The sequence below is a fragment of the Pseudomonas fluorescens genome (genome assembly GCF_002022275.1).
GTDB lineage: Bacteria > Pseudomonadota > Gammaproteobacteria > Pseudomonadales > Pseudomonadaceae > Aquipseudomonas > Aquipseudomonas fluorescens_AJ.
The window spans coordinates 765,504-782,651 of record NZ_MSDF01000014.1 but is presented as its reverse complement, the minus strand read 5'-3'; the positions used below and the strand labels follow the sequence as shown (position 1 = coordinate 782,651).

General features: G+C 60.6%; 17 protein-coding genes. 5 read left to right on the top strand and 12 right to left on the bottom strand.

Annotated features, from left to right (window positions below):
- Window positions 1-14: 14 nt before the first annotated feature.
- A complete protein-coding gene (katE, locus tag BFW87_RS11855; protein WP_078739992.1) occupies window positions 15-2,144 on the bottom strand; it encodes a catalase HPII in 2,130 nt (709 codons plus the stop codon).
- 229 nt (window positions 2,145-2,373) lie between these two features.
- Here katE and BFW87_RS11850 point away from each other — a divergent pair, with 229 nt between their 5' ends.
- The 3 genes from BFW87_RS11850 to BFW87_RS11840 are packed head-to-tail and all read left to right on the top strand — an operon-like array spanning window position 2,374 to window position 4,879.
- Window positions 2,374-3,381, top strand: coding sequence for a methionine ABC transporter ATP-binding protein (locus BFW87_RS11850; protein WP_078739991.1), 1,008 nt, complete (start codon window positions 2,374-2,376; stop codon window positions 3,379-3,381).
- Entirely contained in the window at window positions 3,381-4,055 is a 675-nt protein-coding gene (locus BFW87_RS11845; protein WP_078739990.1) for a methionine ABC transporter permease, read from the top strand. Before BFW87_RS11850 ends, BFW87_RS11845 begins: the two co-directional genes overlap by 1 nt.
- A gap of 50 nt (window positions 4,056-4,105) precedes the next feature.
- A complete protein-coding gene (locus BFW87_RS11840; protein WP_078739989.1) occupies window positions 4,106-4,879 on the top strand; it encodes a MetQ/NlpA family ABC transporter substrate-binding protein in 774 nt (257 codons plus the stop codon).
- Between the two features lie 173 nt (window positions 4,880-5,052).
- Here BFW87_RS11840 and BFW87_RS11835 read toward each other — a convergent pair whose 3' ends face one another.
- The 6 genes from BFW87_RS11835 to BFW87_RS11810 form a co-directional block, all read right to left on the bottom strand.
- Window positions 5,053-5,397, bottom strand: coding sequence for a BRO-N domain-containing protein (locus BFW87_RS11835; protein ID WP_078739988.1), 345 nt, complete (start codon window positions 5,395-5,397; stop codon window positions 5,053-5,055).
- Between the two features lie 442 nt (window positions 5,398-5,839).
- Entirely contained in the window at window positions 5,840-6,475 is a 636-nt protein-coding gene (locus tag BFW87_RS11830) for an SCO family protein (protein ID WP_078739987.1), read from the bottom strand.
- The gene (cyoE, locus tag BFW87_RS11825; protein WP_078739986.1) at window positions 6,472-7,371 is read right to left on the bottom strand and encodes a heme o synthase; all 900 of its coding nucleotides are present in this window, start codon (window positions 7,369-7,371) and stop codon (window positions 6,472-6,474) included. Before cyoE ends, BFW87_RS11830 begins: the two co-directional genes overlap by 4 nt.
- Entirely contained in the window at window positions 7,359-8,438 is a 1,080-nt protein-coding gene (locus tag BFW87_RS11820; protein ID WP_078739985.1) for a COX15/CtaA family protein, read from the bottom strand. The genes cyoE and BFW87_RS11820 overlap by 13 nt, the downstream gene beginning before the upstream one ends.
- Window positions 8,439-8,448: 10 nt before the next feature.
- Window positions 8,449-9,033, bottom strand: a complete 585-nt coding sequence (locus BFW87_RS11815) for a hypothetical protein (protein ID WP_078739984.1) — start codon at window positions 9,031-9,033, stop codon at window positions 8,449-8,451.
- On the bottom strand, window positions 8,999-9,763 hold the full coding sequence (locus BFW87_RS11810; protein ID WP_078739983.1) for an SURF1 family protein: 765 nt from the start codon (window positions 9,761-9,763) through the stop codon (window positions 8,999-9,001). Before BFW87_RS11810 ends, BFW87_RS11815 begins: the two co-directional genes overlap by 35 nt.
- Window positions 9,764-9,791: 28 nt before the next feature.
- Here BFW87_RS11810 and BFW87_RS11805 point away from each other — a divergent pair, with 28 nt between their 5' ends.
- Window positions 9,792-9,995, top strand: coding sequence for a twin transmembrane helix small protein (locus BFW87_RS11805; protein ID WP_078739982.1), 204 nt, complete (start codon window positions 9,792-9,794; stop codon window positions 9,993-9,995).
- Between the two features lie 6 nt (window positions 9,996-10,001).
- On the opposite strand, the gene BFW87_RS11800 is transcribed toward BFW87_RS11805, so the two are convergent.
- The 4 genes from BFW87_RS11800 to coxB form a co-directional block, all read right to left on the bottom strand.
- On the bottom strand, window positions 10,002-10,889 hold the full coding sequence (locus BFW87_RS11800; RefSeq protein ID WP_078739981.1) for a cytochrome c oxidase subunit 3: 888 nt from the start codon (window positions 10,887-10,889) through the stop codon (window positions 10,002-10,004).
- A gap of 35 nt (window positions 10,890-10,924) precedes the next feature.
- A complete protein-coding gene (locus BFW87_RS11795; RefSeq protein WP_078739980.1) occupies window positions 10,925-11,476 on the bottom strand; it encodes a cytochrome c oxidase assembly protein in 552 nt (183 codons plus the stop codon).
- Window positions 11,477-11,620: 144 nt separating this feature from the next.
- Window positions 11,621-13,207 (bottom strand): cytochrome c oxidase subunit I, encoded by a 1,587-nt coding sequence (gene ctaD / locus BFW87_RS11790; protein WP_065895270.1) that lies wholly within the window; start codon window positions 13,205-13,207, stop codon window positions 11,621-11,623.
- Window positions 13,208-13,265: 58 nt separating this feature from the next.
- Entirely contained in the window at window positions 13,266-14,393 is a 1,128-nt protein-coding gene (coxB, locus tag BFW87_RS11785; RefSeq protein WP_078739979.1) for a cytochrome c oxidase subunit II, read from the bottom strand.
- Between the two features lie 369 nt (window positions 14,394-14,762).
- Between coxB and BFW87_RS11780 the strand changes: the two genes are divergently transcribed.
- Window positions 14,763-15,410 (top strand): hypothetical protein, encoded by a 648-nt coding sequence (locus tag BFW87_RS11780; protein ID WP_016969520.1) that lies wholly within the window; start codon window positions 14,763-14,765, stop codon window positions 15,408-15,410.
- Between the two features lie 130 nt (window positions 15,411-15,540).
- Here the strand turns inward: BFW87_RS11780 and BFW87_RS11775 are convergent, their stop codons facing one another.
- Window positions 15,541-17,088, bottom strand: a complete 1,548-nt coding sequence (locus BFW87_RS11775) for a SulP family inorganic anion transporter (RefSeq protein WP_078739978.1) — start codon at window positions 17,086-17,088, stop codon at window positions 15,541-15,543.
- Window positions 17,089-17,148: the final 60 nt, after the last annotated feature.

The following is a 17,148-nucleotide window of genomic DNA, read 5'->3' as shown; positions in this document are numbered from 1 at the left end:
AGGCAACCAAAAGCTTAAGCCGGAATCGCCTTGGCCTTAGCCTCCCGATCCCAAACCCGATGCTGCCCAATCGCAGCAAAGAACGCCTTGAACGCCTTGGCATCCGCCCCGACGATCAGCCCCGCATCCGGCTCAAGCTTCAGTTGCTCCAGCAACGGCTTCACATCGCTGGCCACCGCAATCGCCTTCAGGTGCTTGTAAGCCTCCAGTACATAATGCAGTGCCACGCCGTCGCCACTCAGTGCCTTCACCGACTCTTTCCCGCCCGGGATAAACACCGCGTCAAACGCCACCGACGGCAAACCTTCCATCGAAGCATCCACCGGCAGGCTCTTGCCATCGGCCGTGGTCACCGGCGCCGACGTCGGGCCCAGCAACTTGGCGTGTGCACCTTCAGCCTCCAACGCCTTCTTCAACGCTGCAATCGCGACGCCGTCCACGCCATTCGCCGCAAGGATCGCGACTTTGCGCGTTTTGATATCGCCCGGCAGCAGGTTGGCCTGGCTCAACGCCGGCGAACGCGCCAGTGAAGTCTCGCGCTCAGGCACCGTGCCTTTGCTTGGCACCGGCAAGCCGAGGTTCTGCGCCACACGCTTGGCCAGCTCCAGGTCAATGTTGGCCAGAATCTCGTTGACCTGACGTGCACGAATAAACTCACGCTCCACTTTGCCCAGCTCAAAGCTGTACGCCGCGATAATGTGCTCTTGCTCGTGCTTGCTCATGCTGCGGAAGAACAGGCGTGCCTGGGAGAAGTGGTCGCCAAACGATTCACTGCGCTCACGCACTTTGTGGGCGTCAATACGCTCGTGATACGACTCAAAACCACCGTCCTGAGCCGCAGGCGGGGTTTCTTTGGGCCAGCCGCCATCAATGGAGTTCGGCTCATAGGCCGCGCGCCCTTTGTCGATGGTGGTGCGGTGCATGGCATCGCGCTGGCCGTTATGAAACGGCGCGACCGGCCGATTGATCGGCAACTCATGAAAGTTCGGGCCGCCCAGTCGGCTGATCTGCGTGTCGGTGTAGGAAAACAGCCGACCTTGCAGCAGCGGGTCATTGGAGAAGTCGATACCCGGCACGATATGGCCTGGGCAGAACGCAACTTGCTCCACTTCGGCAAAGAAGTTGTCCGGGTTGCGGTTGAGCACCATCTTGCCCAGCGGCGTGATTGGCACCAGCTCTTCGGGGATCAGCTTGGTCGGGTCGAGGATGTCGAAGTCGAAGGCATGCTCCTTGTCTTCAGGAATCACCTGCACACCCAGCTCCCACTCCGGGTAGTCGCCCATCTCGATGGCTTCCCACAGATCGCGCCGGTGGAAGTCGGTATCTTTACCGGCAAGCTTTTGCGCTTCGTCCCACACCAGCGAGCAGGTACCCGCAGTAGGGCGCCAGTGGAATTTGACGAAGTTGGATTTACCTTCGGCATTGACCAGGCGGAAAGTGTGCACGCCAAAGCCCTGCATGCTGCGCAGGCTTTTTGGAATGGCACGGTCGGACATGGCCCAGATGACCATGTGCGCCGACTCCGGCTGCAGCGAGACAAAATCCCAGAACGTATCGTGGGCCGAACCGCCCGTAGGAATTTCGTTGTGTGGCTCGGGTTTTACCGCGTGCACGAAGTCAGGAAACTTGATCGCGTCCTGAATGAAAAAGACCGGCATGTTGTTGCCGACTAGGTCGAAGTTGCCTTCCTCAGTGAAAAACTTCACGGCAAAGCCGCGTACGTCGCGCACGGTATCGCCCGAGCCGCGCGGGCCTTGTACGGTGGAAAAACGCGTAAACACCGGGGTTTTATGGCCCGGGTCGCGCAAGAAACCCGCCTTGGTCAGCGCAGAATGGTTTTCGTAGGTCTGGAAATAACCATGGGCGCCAGTGCCGCGGGCATGCACGATGCGCTCCGGAATACGCTCATGGTCAAAGTGCGTGATTTTCTCACGCATGATGAAGTCTTCGAGCAGCGACGGGCCACGCGCGCCGACTTTCAGGCTGTTCTGGTTGTCGGAAATCTTCACGCCCTGGTTGGTGCGCAGGGCTTGGCCGGTAGCGTCGGAACGGAACTCTTCCAGGGCCTGCAACTTGGCGTTGGTGTTATTGCGGTCCAGGGTGTCGGTTCCGGCGAGTTCGCTCTTTGGCTTTTTCGTACTCATCAGTCAAAACTCCTTATTCAGGCCCAGGCACGGCACCCGGGAAATTGAGTTGCTTAAGTAGTGACTGATGGGGTTTTGGGCCGTTCCTTTTTTATGACCTTTGATCGCGTTATTGCCAAATCGCTGGATGAATGCGAAATAAATGCTAAGAAACGCTATACGGACAGGCTAAAATGCGCGCCCGGCTAACCGCTGATCCCTTTTCCATGCGCCCCACAAGGTTCGCTACGTGATCGAGTTTCATAACGTCCATAAAACCTACCGCGTCGCCGGTAAGGATATTCCCGCCCTGCACCCCACCAGCCTGCGCGTTGAAAACGGCCAGGTGTTTGGCCTCATCGGCCACTCGGGCGCGGGTAAAAGCACCCTGCTGCGCCTGATCAACCGCCTCGAAGAACCGAGCGGCGGCCAGATCAATGTCGACGGCGAAGAGGTCACCGCGCTGGACGCCAACGGCCTGCGCCGTTTCCGCCAGCAAGTCGGGATGATCTTCCAGCACTTCAACCTGCTGGCGTCCAAGACCGTCGCCGACAACGTGGCGCTGCCACTGACCCTGGCCGGCGAATTGTCGCGCAAGGAAATCGACCAACGCGTGGCTGAATTGCTCGCCCGTGTCGGCCTGTCGGACCACGCCAAAAAGTACCCGGCGCAGTTGTCCGGTGGCCAGAAGCAGCGCGTCGGCATCGCCCGCGCCCTGGCGACCAAGCCAAAAATCCTGCTGTGCGACGAAGCCACCAGCGCCCTCGACCCGCAAACCACCGCCTCGGTGCTCAAACTGCTGGCCGAGATCAACCGCGAGCTGAAGCTGACCATCGTGCTGATCACCCATGAAATGGACGTGATCCGCCGCGTGTGCGACCAGGTGGCCGTGCTGGACGCGGGCGTGATCGTCGAGCAAGGCTCGGTGACCGACGTGTTCCTGCACCCGCAACACCCGACCACCAAGCGCTTCGTACAAGAAGCCGAGCAGGTCGATGAGGGCGAGCAACACGATGTGTTCGCCCACGTGCCGGGCCGCATCGTGCGCCTGACGTTCCAGGGCGAAGCGACCTACGCGCCATTGTTGGGAACCGTCGCCCGTGAAACGGGGGTGGACTACAGCATCCTCGCCGGTCGCATCGACCACATTAAAGACACGCCCTACGGCCAACTGACCCTCGCCGTGACCGGTGGGGACATGGAAGCCGCTTTCGCCCGCTTTACTGCGGCAGACGTCCACATGGAGGTTCTGCGCTAATGGATGTTTTGTTGAGTTTCTTCGCCAATATCGACTGGTCGGAAATCTGGCTCGCCACCGGCGACACCATGACCATGCTGTTCGGCTCGCTGTTCTTCACCGTGGTGCTCGGCCTGCCGCTGGGCGTGCTGTTGTTCCTGACCAGCCCGCGCCAACTGTTCGAACAAAAGGGCCTGTACGCCTTTCTGTCGCTGATCGTGAACATCCTGCGTTCGCTGCCGTTCATCATCTTGCTGATCGTGATGATTCCGTTCACGGTGCTGCTTACCGGCACATCGCTGGGCGTGGCCGGTGCGATTCCTCCGCTGGTCGTGGGTGCCACGCCGTTCTTTGCGCGGTTGGTGGAAACTGCCTTGCGTGAAGTGGACCGCGGCATCATCGAAGCCACTCAGTCCATGGGCGCCACCACACGCCAGATCATCACCAACGCCTTGCTGCCCGAAGCCCGCCCCGGCATTTTCGCAGCGATTACGGTGACGGCGATTACACTGGTTTCCTACACGGCCATGGCCGGTGTCGTCGGCGCCGGTGGCTTGGGTGACCTGGCGATTCGCTTTGGTTACCAGCGCTTCCAGACCGATGTGATGGTAGTCACGGTGGTGATGCTGTTGATCCTGGTGCAAATTCTGCAAACCGTCGGCGACAAGCTGGTGGTGCACTTTTCTCGAAAATAACGGCCATGGCCGGCCCCCGCCGGCCCATGCCCGAACAAGGAGCTTGTTGGATGAAAAAACTACTGGTTGCTTTCGCCGCCGTTGCTGCGTTTTCCGCCCACGCCGCCGAGACCCTCACGGTCGCCGCGTCGCCTGTGCCACACGCGGAAATTCTCGAATTCGTGAAACCTGCGTTGGCCAAAGAAGGCGTGGATTTGCAGGTCAAAGTCTTCACCGACTACGTGCAGCCGAACGTTCAGGTGGCTGAAAAGCGCCTGGACGCCAACTTCTTCCAGCACCAGCCGTACCTGGATGAGTTCAACAAGGCCAAGGGCACTCACCTGGTGAGCGTCGGCGCTGTGCACCTGGAGCCTCTGGGCGCCTACTCCAGCAAGTACAAAAAACTCGACGAGTTGCCAAGCGGTGCCAACGTCGTAATCCCGAACGACGCCACCAACGGCGGCCGCGCGCTGTTGCTGCTGGCCAAGAACGGCCTGATCACCCTGAAGGACCCGACTAACATTCTGTCGACCATCAAGGACATCACCGGCAACCCGAAAAACCTGAAATTCCGCGAACTGGAAGCCGCCACGCTGCCACGCGTGCTGACCCAGGTTGACCTGGCGCTGATCAACACCAACTACGCGCTGGAAGCCAAACTGGACCCGTCCAAGGACGCCCTGGTGATCGAAGGCAGCGACTCGCCTTACGTGAACATTCTGGTGACCCGCGAAGACAACAAGGATTCGGACGCCGTGAAGAAGCTGGTAGCCGCCCTGCACACGCCTGAGGTGAAGAAATTCATCGAAGAGAAGTACAAAGGCGCGATCAAGCCGGCGTTCTGATGTAACCCGATCTCCCAAACACCGGAGATTGATCGTTCCCACGCTCCGCGTGGGAATGCATCCTGTGACGCTCCGCGTCACGACCCTCAAGAGCGGACGCAGAGCGTCCAGGGCGGCATTCCCACGCAGAGCGTGGGAATGATCGTCGCAGTTGTTTTGTGTTGCTGGTGGAGTCAGGCCCGCTGTTCAGCGCGCAAAGCCGGCACCACCTCATGGGTGAGCCACTGCCGCAAGCAGCGGTTTTCCGGGTAGTAGTGATAGATAAGCAGCGCATAGACGCCAGATTCGCTGACCATCAAGGTCGGCGCCGCATGGCCGTGGGTGATCAGGGGCTGGATTTGCTGTTGGTCGGGATCGAGCTTGCGCAGTAACGCGGGGTTGAGGTGCAAGCCCATCAGATGACCGATGTCACTGGCGCTGAACCAGGGTTCGGCGTCGATCAGCGCGGCGTGCAGTTGGTGGTGGTGGCGGGTGAAGACTTCAGGATTTAACGGTGGATCAGGGGTAAGCGCTTGCATGGTCTGGCTCCTAACGTATCAAGGGACCGCCAAGCACTACTTCCACGTAATGGGTGGCGGCTGTACGCAGGTGTGGAAGACCGGGACGTTAGGCACCCGGCGCACTCGAAAGCGCCCCGCGCACAGCCACCAAAAAACACAGACGAGAAAAAGCGCCTGACACTAGGTGGCGCTTTGTGCGCCTAACGATATAAGGGCTTCCACACCCTGTCACTGAATTTGCAGTGACAGGGCAAAGACTAGCCACCCCAAGCCCGCCCAACAAGTTCACGCACGGCACCACAACGTGCAGGAAATGTCCGACGACACCTCTCTCAAACCTTGCCCAAAATTACTGTGGGAGCTGGCTTGCCTGCGATGGCGGTGGGTCAGTCAGCCTGTTAGCCACTGATGCACCGCCATCGCAGGCAAGCCAGCTCCCACATTTGTTTTGCGTTGGTCGTTATTTACGCTGCAGCAGTACCGGCAACTGCACCACCAGCTTCTGATTGTTCAGCGGCGCCCGAATAAACCCGCGCTGGGTGCCGTCCGGCCCGATCACCGCCAGGTTGCCGCTGTGGTCCACGGTGTAATTTGGCTTGCTGGTATCGGCCGGAATGAACGGGATGCTCACGGCGTTCGAGACCTTTTGCACATCGTCCACATTCGCGCCGGTCAGGCCTTCGAACTGTGGGTCGAAGTAGCCCAGGTATTGCTTGAGCTGCGCCGGAGTGTCGCGGTTCGGGTCGACGCTGACCAGGATCACCTGCAAGTTATCCACAGCCTCTTTCGGCAGTTCACTCTTGATCTGGCGCAGTTGGGCGAGGGTGGTCGGGCAGATGTCCGGGCAGAAGGTATAGCCGAAGAACAGCAGGCTCCATTTGCCCTTCAACTCGTTGACCACCACCGGCTGGCCGTCTTGATTGGTCATGGTCACCGGCGGCAGCTGGCGGCTTTGCGGCAGCAGGATGATGCCGGCGTCGATCAGCGCGGTGGGGTCGCCCTGGCCTTTGCCCGAGAGCACTTTGTTGACGGTCAGGCCCATGATCAACGCGACGATGGCCACCAGGATAAAGACGGTTTTTTGAGTTCGAGTCATAGGTTCAACAGTAAGTAGTGGTCTACGAGCAGGGCGATAAACAGCAAAAACAGGTACCAGATAGAGTACTTGAAGGTGTTGATCGCCGCGTGCGGCTGGGTGCCACGGTACAGCACACAGGCCCATTGCAGAAAGCGTGCGCCCAAACCCAGCGCGCACACCAGGTAGAGCAGGCCGCTCATGTGGATAACGTACGGCATCAGGCTCACCGCCAGCAGGGCGAAGGTGTAGAGCAGGATGTGCACCTTGGTGTAGTGCTCGCCGTGGGTGACCGGCAGCATCGGAATGTCGGCCTTGGCGTATTCCTCCTTGCGGTGAATGGCCAGGGCCCAGAAGTGCGGCGGGGTCCAGGCGAAGATGATCAGCACGAGCAGCAAGGGCTCGGCGCTGACATGGCCAGTCACAGCGACCCAGCCGAGCAAGGGCGGCGCGGCGCCGGCGAGGCCACCGATGACGATGTTTTGCGGCGTCGCTCGCTTGAGAAAACCGGTGTAGATCACTGCATAGCCGAGCAATGACGCCAACGTCAGCCAGGCCGCCAACGGATTGGTAAACGCCAGCAGCAACGCCAAACCAGCAACAGCCAGAAACAATGCAAACGCCAGCGCAGCAACCGGCGATACGCGCCCTTCTGCCATCGGCCGCTTATGGGTTCGCGCCATCACCGCATCGATACGCCGGTCCACTACATGGTTGACCGCCGCCGCGCCGCCAGCACACAACGCAATGCCCAAATTGCCAAAAATCAACACCGTCCACGGCACCCCGGCGCGGGTGGCGAGAAACATGCCCACCAAGGAGGTGATGAGCATCAGCACCACCACTTTCGGCTTGGTCAGCTCCAAGTAGTCACGCCAGATGGCCTGGCTGTGACGCGCGCCGATCAAGGTCGCCATGGCATCTCTCCTTTAAGGGTGATGAGGCCCGATACGTGTTTACGCGGGATAAAGCGCCAGCCGAAGCGCGACGGGTTGCGCACCCGAACCAGGCTGGTACGTGCGTGGTAGTTGACCAGCACCAGGCTCAGCAACAACGCGGCGCCGCCTGCGTTATGCGCCACCGCGACAGGCAGTGGCAGATGGAAATACACGTTGCTCAGGCCCAGGCAGAGTTGCGCGGCCAGGGCGATCAGCAGCAAGCCCGCCAGACGCGTCATGCCAACTAGTTTGAGCTGCCACGCCAACCCCAGCAGCACCAACGTGACAATCACCGCGCCAATACGGTGGGTGAGGTGAATCGCCGTGCGCGCATCGCTGTCGAGCTGCCCGCCGAGGTAATTCGGGCCGATGTGCTGAGTGAGGTGAAACCCGTTGGCAAAGTCCGCCGCCGGCCACCACTGCCCATGACACGTCGGCAAATCGATGCAGGCCACTGCCGCATAGTTGGAACTGACCCAGCCACCCAGCGCAATCTGGCCGATCACCAGCACCAGCCCCGCCGTCGCCCAATATTGCAGGCGTTTGGGCACGATCAGCGCGGGCAGTACGCCAGACAAACGCAGCGTCAGCAGAAACAACAAACTCAAGGTCGCAAACCCGCCCAGCAGATGGCCCGTCACCACCTGCGGCCACAGCTTCAGCGTGACCGTCCACATACCGAACGCCGCCTGGGCAAACACCACCGCCAGCACAAACAGCGGCAATTTCACCGGCTGGCCAGGATCGCGCCGATGGCTCCACGAACGCGCCGCCAGCAGCACGATCAGCAGGCCCAGGGTGCCGGCAAAGTAGCGATGCGTCATCTCGGCCCAGCCCTTGTCGGCCTCCACTGGCGTATCCGGGAAATGCAGCTCGGCATGGGCCAACTGGGCTTCGCTTTGCGGCACGCTGATAAAGCCATAACAGCCCGGCCAATCCGGGCAGCCGAGGCCCGCGTGGGTCAGGCGCGTGTAGGCGCCGAGCAGCACGACGATCAGCGCCAGCAAGGTGGCAAACAACGCGAGGCGAAATCCAGGTTTGGCCATGACGATGCCCTTATCCGATGTTCGACAGTTTCAGCAGCATGCGCAGGTCGTTGAGCAAGTCCTTGCCCTTGACCTTGGCGTCATAGCGCAGCACCAGGTTGCCGTGCGGGTCGACGATCCACAGTTGCGCATCGCCAGGCGCGGCGGAATTTTTGGTGAAGGTCGAGAGGTCCAGCGGGTAGCGCCGCAATTGCGGGTATTCGGCCTTGAGTTTGGCCTCGTAGGCGGCACTCACCGGTTGCGCGCTGGCCAAGGCATGGCTGGCGCGCGAAGCGTCGCGACCCAGGCTGATTTGCAGCTGGCGCGCCAGGTACACCAGCTGTCGGCACTCGGCTACGCAGGCGGCGGGCGCGGTCACCAGCAACTGCCAGCGCTGTTCATCGGCCTGCACACCAATGTCGGCACGGGTCTGGCCATTGCCGATCATCTCGCCGTGGTAACTGCGGCTGTCCGGCACCCAGAACTGCAGTTTGTACATGAAGGTGGCCAGCGCCATCGGGCCGATCACCATCATCAGGATCAGGATCAGTTGCCAGCGGCCCTTACGCCGGTCCGGCACCTCAGACATGTTGAGTGGATTTGTGGCCGCGCCCATGGTGCGTCTCCTTTTTGTTATGCCATCCGAGGTAGAGGTACAGCGCGAGCAGCGCCAGCGACATGGCGAACCACTGCACGGCATACCCGAGGTGTTTTTCCGGGCCCATGGCGACCACCGCCCACGTGGTGTCGTACGTGCCCGGGCCAGCTTCGGCGCGCAGCTCGTAGGCGAAACCACTGCGGCCCAATTCCGCCCAGAGCGCGGCGGGGTGCAGCGCGGTGAGCAGGCGCGGCCATTGCGCGGTCGCGGGGTCGGCGTGCAGCTGGAAGGTTTCGCCGGGGGCTACGTAGACCCAGGCGTCGAGGTTCACCGGCTGATCCGGTGTGGTGAAGACGGGCGGTGTGCGCCGGTCGGGCCAGGGCAGCCAGCCGCGGTTGAGCAACAGCCATTGGCCGCTGGCCTGGTCGTGGAAGGGTTGCAGCAGTTCTACCCCGGCCTTGCCGTCACGCAGGCGGTTGTCGAGCAATACGCTGTGTTCGGCGTCGAATTGGCCGCGCAGGTGAATGCGGCGAAACGCCGGGTCGGTCATGTCGTTGAGCTGCGCACTGCTGATGGGCTCAGCCACGCGGCGCTCGGCGTAACTGTCCACCAGCCGTTGTTTTTCATGGCCGCGCGACAGTTGCCAGAGGCCCAGGCCGATCATTAACGGCAGGAGCAACATCACCACCACTGTCGGTGCGATGCCTGGGCGAAAGCGTTTCATGGCGCTGGCTATACTTGTTTTCATTGCCCGCCCATCCCATTGGAGCCAGACCATGCTCAAAGCAGCCATTGCCCTGATGCTGATCGCGACTGTTGTGAGCCTGTTCAGTGGCTTGTTCTTTCTGGTCAAGGACGAGGGCAACTCCAGGCGCCTCGTCACTGCCTTGACCGTGCGTGTGGTGTTGGCCGTGATCACCGTGGCCTTGATCGCCTGGGGCTTTTTTTCGGGCCAACTGGTGTCTCATGCGCCTTGGTAAGGCGCCTCACAGCACGTAAACGAAGAAAAACAGCCCGATCCACACCACGTCCACAAAGTGCCAATACCAACTGGCCGCTTCGAAGCCGAACTGGTGCTCGTTGTTGAAATGCCCTTTCAGGATGCGCATCAGCATCACGAACAGAATGATGGTGCCGATGGTCACGTGAGCGCCGTGAAAGCCGGTGAGCATAAAGAAGGTCGCGCCGTACACACCGGAGCCCAGCGTCAGCCCGAGCTCTTTGTAAGCGTGGATGTACTCCTCGGCCTGGAAGCCCAGGAATGCCCAGCCCAGCAGCACGGTAATCGCCAGCCAGATCTTCAGCGCGCCGCGATGGCCCTTGCGCAGGGCATGGTGGGCAATGGTGATGGTCACGCTGGAGCTGACCAGCAGGATCGTGTTGATCAGCGGCAGGCCCCACGGGCTGATGGTGCCCTCCGGTGGCGGATACAGCTTCGGATCGGGGTTATTGAGCAGTGGCCAGGCAAACTCGAAATTCGGCCACAACATGTGGGCAATGCCTTTGGAGCCCTCGCCCGCCAGCCACGGCGCCGACATGTGCCGCACATAAAACAGCGCGCCGAAGAATGCGATGAAGAACATCACTTCGGAAAAGATGAACCAGCTCATGCCCCAGCGGAACGAGCGGTCCATCTGCGAACTGTACAAACCGGCGCGACTTTCCTTGATAACCGCGCCGAACCAGCCGAACAGCATGTAGGCCAGCAGCAGGCCGCCGACGAAAAAGATCCACGGGCCGTGGGATTCCGGGCGTGCGGCCTTCAGATCGTTGAACCACACGGCCAGCCCGTACACGGTGACCAGCATGCCAATCGTGGCAATTATCGGCCATTTGCTTTGCGCTGGTACGTAGTACGTATCATGAGTCGACATGTATTCGCTCTCCTGATTGAGGGGGCAAACAGTAGCTAGCCGCCGCTGTTGGCAGCCACCGGCGGTTGACGCGCAGTGATATCAAACAGCGTGTACGCCAGGGTCAAATGCTTCACATCCTTGGGCATGTCGCGGTCGACGATAAAGCGCACCGGCATTTCGATGCGCTGGCCTGGCTGCAATACCTGCTGGGTGAAGCAAAAGCATTCGGTCTTGTGGAAATACATCGCCGCTTCGGCCGGGGAAATACTCGGCACGGCCTGGGCGGTCATGGCTTTGTCGGTGGGGTTGTAGGCCACGAACAGCATCTCGGTGACGGCACCGGGATTGACCACGACTTCGTCGGCCTTGGAGTGAAACTCCCAGACCATGTCGATGGCGTTGGTCGACAGGAACTGCACGCGCACCTGACGTGTGGGGTCGACCATTTGCTCGCCCTCGTACTGCCCGGCGGTTTTGCCGTTGATGCCGAAGGCTTTGCACATCACGTCGTAGATCGGCACCAGGGCGAAGCCGAAGGCGAACATGGCGACGACCAGGATCAGCAGGCGGGTGACGAGGCGTTTGAGGGGGATGGAATCAGCCATGGCGATCACCCCGCTTGTGATTTTCTGTGGGAGCTGGCTTGCCTGCGATGAGGGCCTGACAGTGGGTGGATTCAGTGCCTGGCACACCGCTATCGCAGGCAAGCCAGCTCCCACAGGAGACCGAGGTGGCCTGCACCAAGCTGTTCACTTGACCTCCGGTGGCGTAGTAAACGTGTGATACGGCGCAGGCGACGGAACGCTCCACTCCAGACCTTCAGCCCCATCCCACGGCTTGGCCGGGGCAGGCGGGCCGCCGCGGATGCACTTGATCACGATAAACAGGAAGAAGATCTGCGTGGCGCCAAACATGAACGCGCCAATGGACGAGACCATATTGAAATCGGCGAACTGCAGGTTGTAGTCCGGCACCCGGCGCGGCATGCCGGCCAGCCCCACAAAATGCATCGGGAAGAACGCCATGTTCATGCCCACGAAAGACAGCCAGAAGTGCAGCTTGCCGAGGGTTTCGTCGTACATGTGGCCGGTCCATTTCGGCAGCCAGTAGTACGCCGAGGCGAAGATGCCGAAGATCGCGCCGGGCACCAGTACGTAATGGAAGTGCGCCACCACAAAGTAGGTGTCGTGGTACTGAAAGTCTGCCGGGGCAATCGCCAGCATCAGCCCGGAGAAACCGCCAATGGTGAACAGAATCACGAAGGCCACGGCAAACAGCATCGGCGTCTCGAAGGTCAGCGAGCCCTGCCACATGGTGCTGACCCAGTTGAACACCTTCACCCCCGTGGGCACGGCGATCAGCAGCGTGGCGTACATGAAGAACAACTCGCCCACCAACGGAATACCGACCACAAACATGTGGTGCGCCCACACGATGAACGACAGGAACGCGATGCTCGCCGTGGCATAAACCATCGAGGTGTAGCCGAACAGCGGTTTGCGCGAGAAGGTCGGGATGATCGAGCTGACGGCACCAAAGGCCGGCAGGATCATGATGTACACCTCGGGGTGGCCGAAGAACCAGAACACATGCTGGAACAACACCGGGTCACCGCCGCCAGCGGCACTGAAGAAGCTGGTGCCGAAGTGGATGTCCATCAGCATCATGGTCACGCAGCCCGCCAGCACTGGCATCACCGCGATCAACAGGAAGGCGGTGATCAGCCAGGTCCACACGAACAGCGGCATTTTCATCAGGGTCATGCCGGGTGCGCGCAGGTTGAGGATGGTGGCGACCACGTTGATCGCGCCCATGATCGAACTGATGCCCATCAGGTGGATGGCAAAGATGAAAAACGTCACACTTTCCGGCGCGTAGGTGGTGGAGAGCGGGGCGTAGAAGGTCCAGCCGAAATTCGGCCCGCCACCCGGGGAAAACAGGGTGGACACCAACAGCAGGAACGCCGCCGGCAGCAGCCAGAAGCTGAAGTTGTTCATGCGCGGCAGGGCCATGTCCGGCGCGCCGATCATCAGCGGGATCATCCAGTTGGCCAGGCCGACAAACGCCGGCATCACCGCGCCGAACACCATGATCAGGCCGTGCATGGTGGTCATCTGGTTGAAGAACGCCGGCTCAACGATTTGCAGGCCGGGCTGGAACAACTCGGCGCGGATCACCATGGCGAATGAGCCGCCGAGCAGGAACATGGTGAAGGCGAACCACAGGTACATCGTGCCGATGTCTTTATGGTTGGTGGTCAGCACCCAGCGCATCAGGCCTTTGGCGGGGCCGTGGGCATGGTCGGCGTGACCATGGTCATCGATCACAGTGCTCATGGCCGTTCTCCTGCACGCGAGTGGGCGAAGTGGTTCAGGGCATACGCAGTGAGGGCAGTCATTTGCTTTCCGCCTGTTTCAGGGCCAGCACGTCTTTGGGCGTGACCATGTCGCCTTTGTTGTTGCCCCACGCGTTGCGTTCGTAGGTGACGACGGCGGCGATGTCGACTTCCGACAGCTGTTTGCCGAACGCGGCCATGGCCGTGCCGGGTTTGCCGAAGTAGACGCGGTGCAGGTGGTCTTCCTTGGGCCCAATGGCAATGGGCGAACCTTTAAGTGCCGGGAACATCGGCGGCAGGCCTTGGCCCTCGGCCTGGTGACAGGCCACGCAAGTGGTGTGATAAACCTTGTCGCCACGGGCCACCAGTTCTTCCAGCGTCCACTCTTTGGAAGTCAGTTCCTTGAGCTTGGCGGCCTCTTCCTTGCGCTCGCCGAGCCAGGTGTCGTAGTCGGCCTTGGATTTGACCTCGACCACAATCGGCATGAAACCGTGGTCCTTGCCGCACAATTCGGCGCACTGGCCACGGTAAATGCCGGGTTTCTCGACACGGGTCCAAGCCTCGTTGACGAAGCCGGGAATGGCGTCGCGCTTGACCGCGAACGCCGGCACCCACCAGGAGTGGATCACGTCGGCGGCGGTCACCAGAAAGCGCACCTTGGCGCCCACCGGCAGCACCAGCGGCTGGTCGACTTCCAGCAGGTAGTGCTCGCCTTTGACGGCCTGGTTATGGATCTGCTCGGCGGGCGTGGCCAGGTTGCTGAAAAACTCCACGTCCTGGCCCAGGTATTTGTAATGCCACTTCCACTGATAGCCGGTGACCTGGATATCGATATCCGACTCAGTGCTGTCGTAGATGTTGATCAGGGTCTTGGTCGCCGGAATCGCCATCGCCACCAGAATCAGCAAGGGCACCACGGTCCAGAGAATTTCCACGGTCGTGCTCTCGTGGAATTTGGCTGCGACCTGGCCCGTGGACCGGCGGTGCAGGATCATCGACCAGAACATCGCGCCAAACACGACAATGCCGATCACCACACAAATCCAGAAAATGGTCATGTGCAGATCAAACACGGCGTGACTGACTTCAGTCGCCCCTGGCGCCATATTCGTTGTCCAGGCGGCGTGCGCCTGGCCGAATACTGACCACAACAGTAGGCCCATCCAAACGTGTGGATGTCGCGTCATTGCGGGTTCCCCTTTATGTTTCTTGTTATCCCGCCGGTTTGCACCTGCGGCGAAGGGAGCGGCTTCCATACTGCTTACAACCGCCAAGCCTTGCCTGCGTCATGCAGTTGGGCGTCATCAGCTAATTGCGTACAAACCCGAGTATAGACAGCACCTGCAACCCCGCAATGTGTAGGGGCAAATGAACCAAAACAGACCAGCGGACCTAATAAAACCGGGCGCGGAATCGTTTATCCGACGAACGATGGCAATTCGATATAACGCGCGCGCATAACCATGAAATAATTATGACAAATGCGTCTTAGGCGCTCGTATAAACGAGCTACCTTATCCTCTCCCTTTTCCTACGCCTGTTTCACTGGAGCCTTCATGAACACCGCCGCATTGCGCGAGCAGATTTCCCGTGCCCATCAACACGAAGCCACCACGGGCCAGCTTGCCCAGCAACTGGAAAACCAATTGCCGCACCTGCATTCGGCCATCTCCCTGGCTGACGGTGATCGCACCCAAGTAATGACCCGCTTTGTCACGGCCTACATCGATCAAGTGCCGGACCTGCTGGACGCCGCCAATGACGTCGCCCGCGAAGCCGGGATCGAAAGCCAGATCAAACCGGTACTGAAAATTGCCGAGCATTTCTTTCTGCAACCGCCGGCCATTCTGGCGGGCCATGAAGGGCTCAACGGTTTGCTGGACGAAGCCTACCTGGCCCATCGCCTGGTCGAGGAAGTGAATGACCTGTACATCAAGCATTTCGGCCAGCCGTTGATTCCGGCGGACACCACCGTGGCCAACCTGATCGCTCACCAACTGATCGGCGAGCAGTTTGCCAACCAGCTGGATGAAGCGGTGCATTTGGCGGTGGACGAAATGTTGAACGAAGACAGCTTTGCGCTGGAGTCAGTTGAGGCGTACCGCGAGACGCTGAAAAGCCCGGACACGGAAGCGGCGTGGAAGCGCTGGCCGTGTTTGTCGCGGCAGTTGGGGGTTGAGTTGTCGCTGGACCAGCCTGCCTGATTTTCCGAGCCGCAAACGATCAACTGTGGGAGCGGGCTTGCTCGCGAATGCGGTGGCTCAGTCAACATTTTCGGTGACTGACACTCCGCCTTCGCGAGCAAGCCCGCTCCCACATTTTGATTCGGTTCCGTCAGCCAGCGGTAGCTGCTGACCCCAACCCGGTCGTCGTGCGCTCACGGCCTTCGAGTCGGCGCTTCAGCCCGCGCGCCTCGATCACCAGTTTCGAGCCTTTCGCCGCATTTGCCCGGCCCCATTCCTCCAGCAATTCCAGGCAGGAATGGTCGATGTAACTCAGGTTATTCAAGGGCACATGCACGGTAGTTCCCGCAGGCACCGTCGACAGCACCTGAGTCAGTGCCGGCACTTTCAGAAAGGTCCCGGCGCCGACCAATCGCAGCTCCATCTCGCCGTCCTGAGGCAGGTCGACCAGGCTGACTTTCAATCGCGAAGCCTTGAGGGCCAAGGTGACCAACGTTAAGCCGAAGCCGATCAATACACCCGTGAGCAGGTCGGTAAAGACGATCGCCAGCGCCGTTGCCGAATAGGTGAACATCGGCATCCGGCCGTATCGCCCCAGCCCTTTGAACGCCTTTATGTCCACCAGTTTGATCCCGGTGTAGACCAGCACACCCGCCAGGCTTGCCACCGGAATGCTTTGCAGCACGCTCGACAGCAACAACACGAAACCCAGCAACCACACGCCATGGAACATCGCCGACAAGCGCGTGGTGGCGCCAGCCTGCACATTGGCCGAGCTGCGCACGATCACACCGGTCATCGGCAGGGCACCGACCAAACCGCAGAGCATGTTGCCTACGCCTTGGGCGGACAATTCCTTGTCGAAGTCGGAACGCTGACCGTTGTGCATGCGGTCTACCGCTGCGGCGGACAACAAGGTTTCGGCACTGGCGATAAACGCCACAGCGAATGCGGCGATCAATAGCTGCGGATCCGCCAGGTTCAGCAGGTCGCTGGGACGTAACCAGTCGATGGCATCCGCCAGGTTCTCCGGGACTTCCACGCGCTTGACCTGCAACGCCAGCACCAGGCTGGTCACCGTCGCCAAGCCCACACCGAGCAAGGCGCCCGGTACGAAACGTAATTTTTTCGGGCGGAATTTATCCCACAGGTACATCACCAGCATCGTCGACAAACCCAGCAAACCTGCCTGCCAGCCAAGGCCGCCGCCGAGAGTCGGAATCGCTTCGACCAACGCCGCCGGGAAGCCCGCCAGGTTATCCAGCCCTGAAGGCTTGGGCGCGCCGTCGAGCATCACATGCACCTGCGATAGCACAATCAGCACACCAATCCCCGCCAGCATGCCGTACACCACGGCGGGCGCGGTAACACGGAACCAGCAACCCAGACGCAAACGACCGGCCACCAGTTGCAGGAACCCCGCCAGCAACAGAATCGGGCCCAGCATCATCATGCCGTGCTGACGCACCAGCTCGAACACCAAAACCGCCAAGCCCGCGGCCGGGCCACTGACCTGCAGCGGCGAACCCGCCAGCCAACCCACCACCAGGCCACCGATGATCCCGGTGATCAGCCCTTTGGCCGGCGGCATGCCGGACGCGATCGCAATACCCATGCACAAGGGCAGGGCGACCAGAAACACAACCACAGAGGCGAGCAGCTCCCGTGGCAATACAGCTTTCAATTGAGCAGCACGCATAATGGCTCTCCCGAGGCATTCGCCGGGCGCGGCAAAGCCTGGCTGCATCCATGGCAGCCA

Coding starts and splice junctions, on each gene's coding strand:
- BFW87_RS11840 (WP_078739989.1), top strand. CDS start 4,106: ATGAAAAAACTACTGGTTGCTTTCGCCGCCGTTGCTGCGTTTTCCGCC.
- BFW87_RS11820 (WP_078739985.1), bottom strand. CDS start 8,438: ATGGCCAAACCTGGATTTCGCCTCGCGTTGTTTGCCACCTTGCTGGCG.
- cyoE (WP_078739986.1), bottom strand. CDS start 7,371: ATGGCGACCTTGATCGGCGCGCGTCACAGCCAGGCCATCTGGCGTGAC.
- BFW87_RS11795 (WP_078739980.1), bottom strand. CDS start 11,476: ATGGCTGATTCCATCCCCCTCAAACGCCTCGTCACCCGCCTGCTGATC.
- ctaD (WP_065895270.1), bottom strand. CDS start 13,207: ATGAGCACTGTGATCGATGACCATGGTCACGCCGACCATGCCCACGGC.
- katE (WP_078739992.1), bottom strand. CDS start 2,144: ATGAGTACGAAAAAGCCAAAGAGCGAACTCGCCGGAACCGACACCCTG.
- BFW87_RS11805 (WP_078739982.1), top strand. CDS start 9,792: ATGCTCAAAGCAGCCATTGCCCTGATGCTGATCGCGACTGTTGTGAGC.
- BFW87_RS11775 (WP_078739978.1), bottom strand. CDS start 17,088: ATGCGTGCTGCTCAATTGAAAGCTGTATTGCCACGGGAGCTGCTCGCC.
- BFW87_RS11815 (WP_078739984.1), bottom strand. CDS start 9,033: ATGGGCGCGGCCACAAATCCACTCAACATGTCTGAGGTGCCGGACCGG.
- BFW87_RS11830 (WP_078739987.1), bottom strand. CDS start 6,475: ATGACTCGAACTCAAAAAACCGTCTTTATCCTGGTGGCCATCGTCGCG.
- coxB (WP_078739979.1), bottom strand. CDS start 14,393: ATGACGCGACATCCACACGTTTGGATGGGCCTACTGTTGTGGTCAGTA.
- BFW87_RS11800 (WP_078739981.1), bottom strand. CDS start 10,889: ATGTCGACTCATGATACGTACTACGTACCAGCGCAAAGCAAATGGCCG.
- BFW87_RS11810 (WP_078739983.1), bottom strand. CDS start 9,763: ATGAAAACAAGTATAGCCAGCGCCATGAAACGCTTTCGCCCAGGCATC.
- BFW87_RS11845 (WP_078739990.1), top strand. CDS start 3,381: ATGGATGTTTTGTTGAGTTTCTTCGCCAATATCGACTGGTCGGAAATC.
- BFW87_RS11835 (WP_078739988.1), bottom strand. CDS start 5,397: ATGCAAGCGCTTACCCCTGATCCACCGTTAAATCCTGAAGTCTTCACC.
- BFW87_RS11780 (WP_016969520.1), top strand. CDS start 14,763: ATGAACACCGCCGCATTGCGCGAGCAGATTTCCCGTGCCCATCAACAC.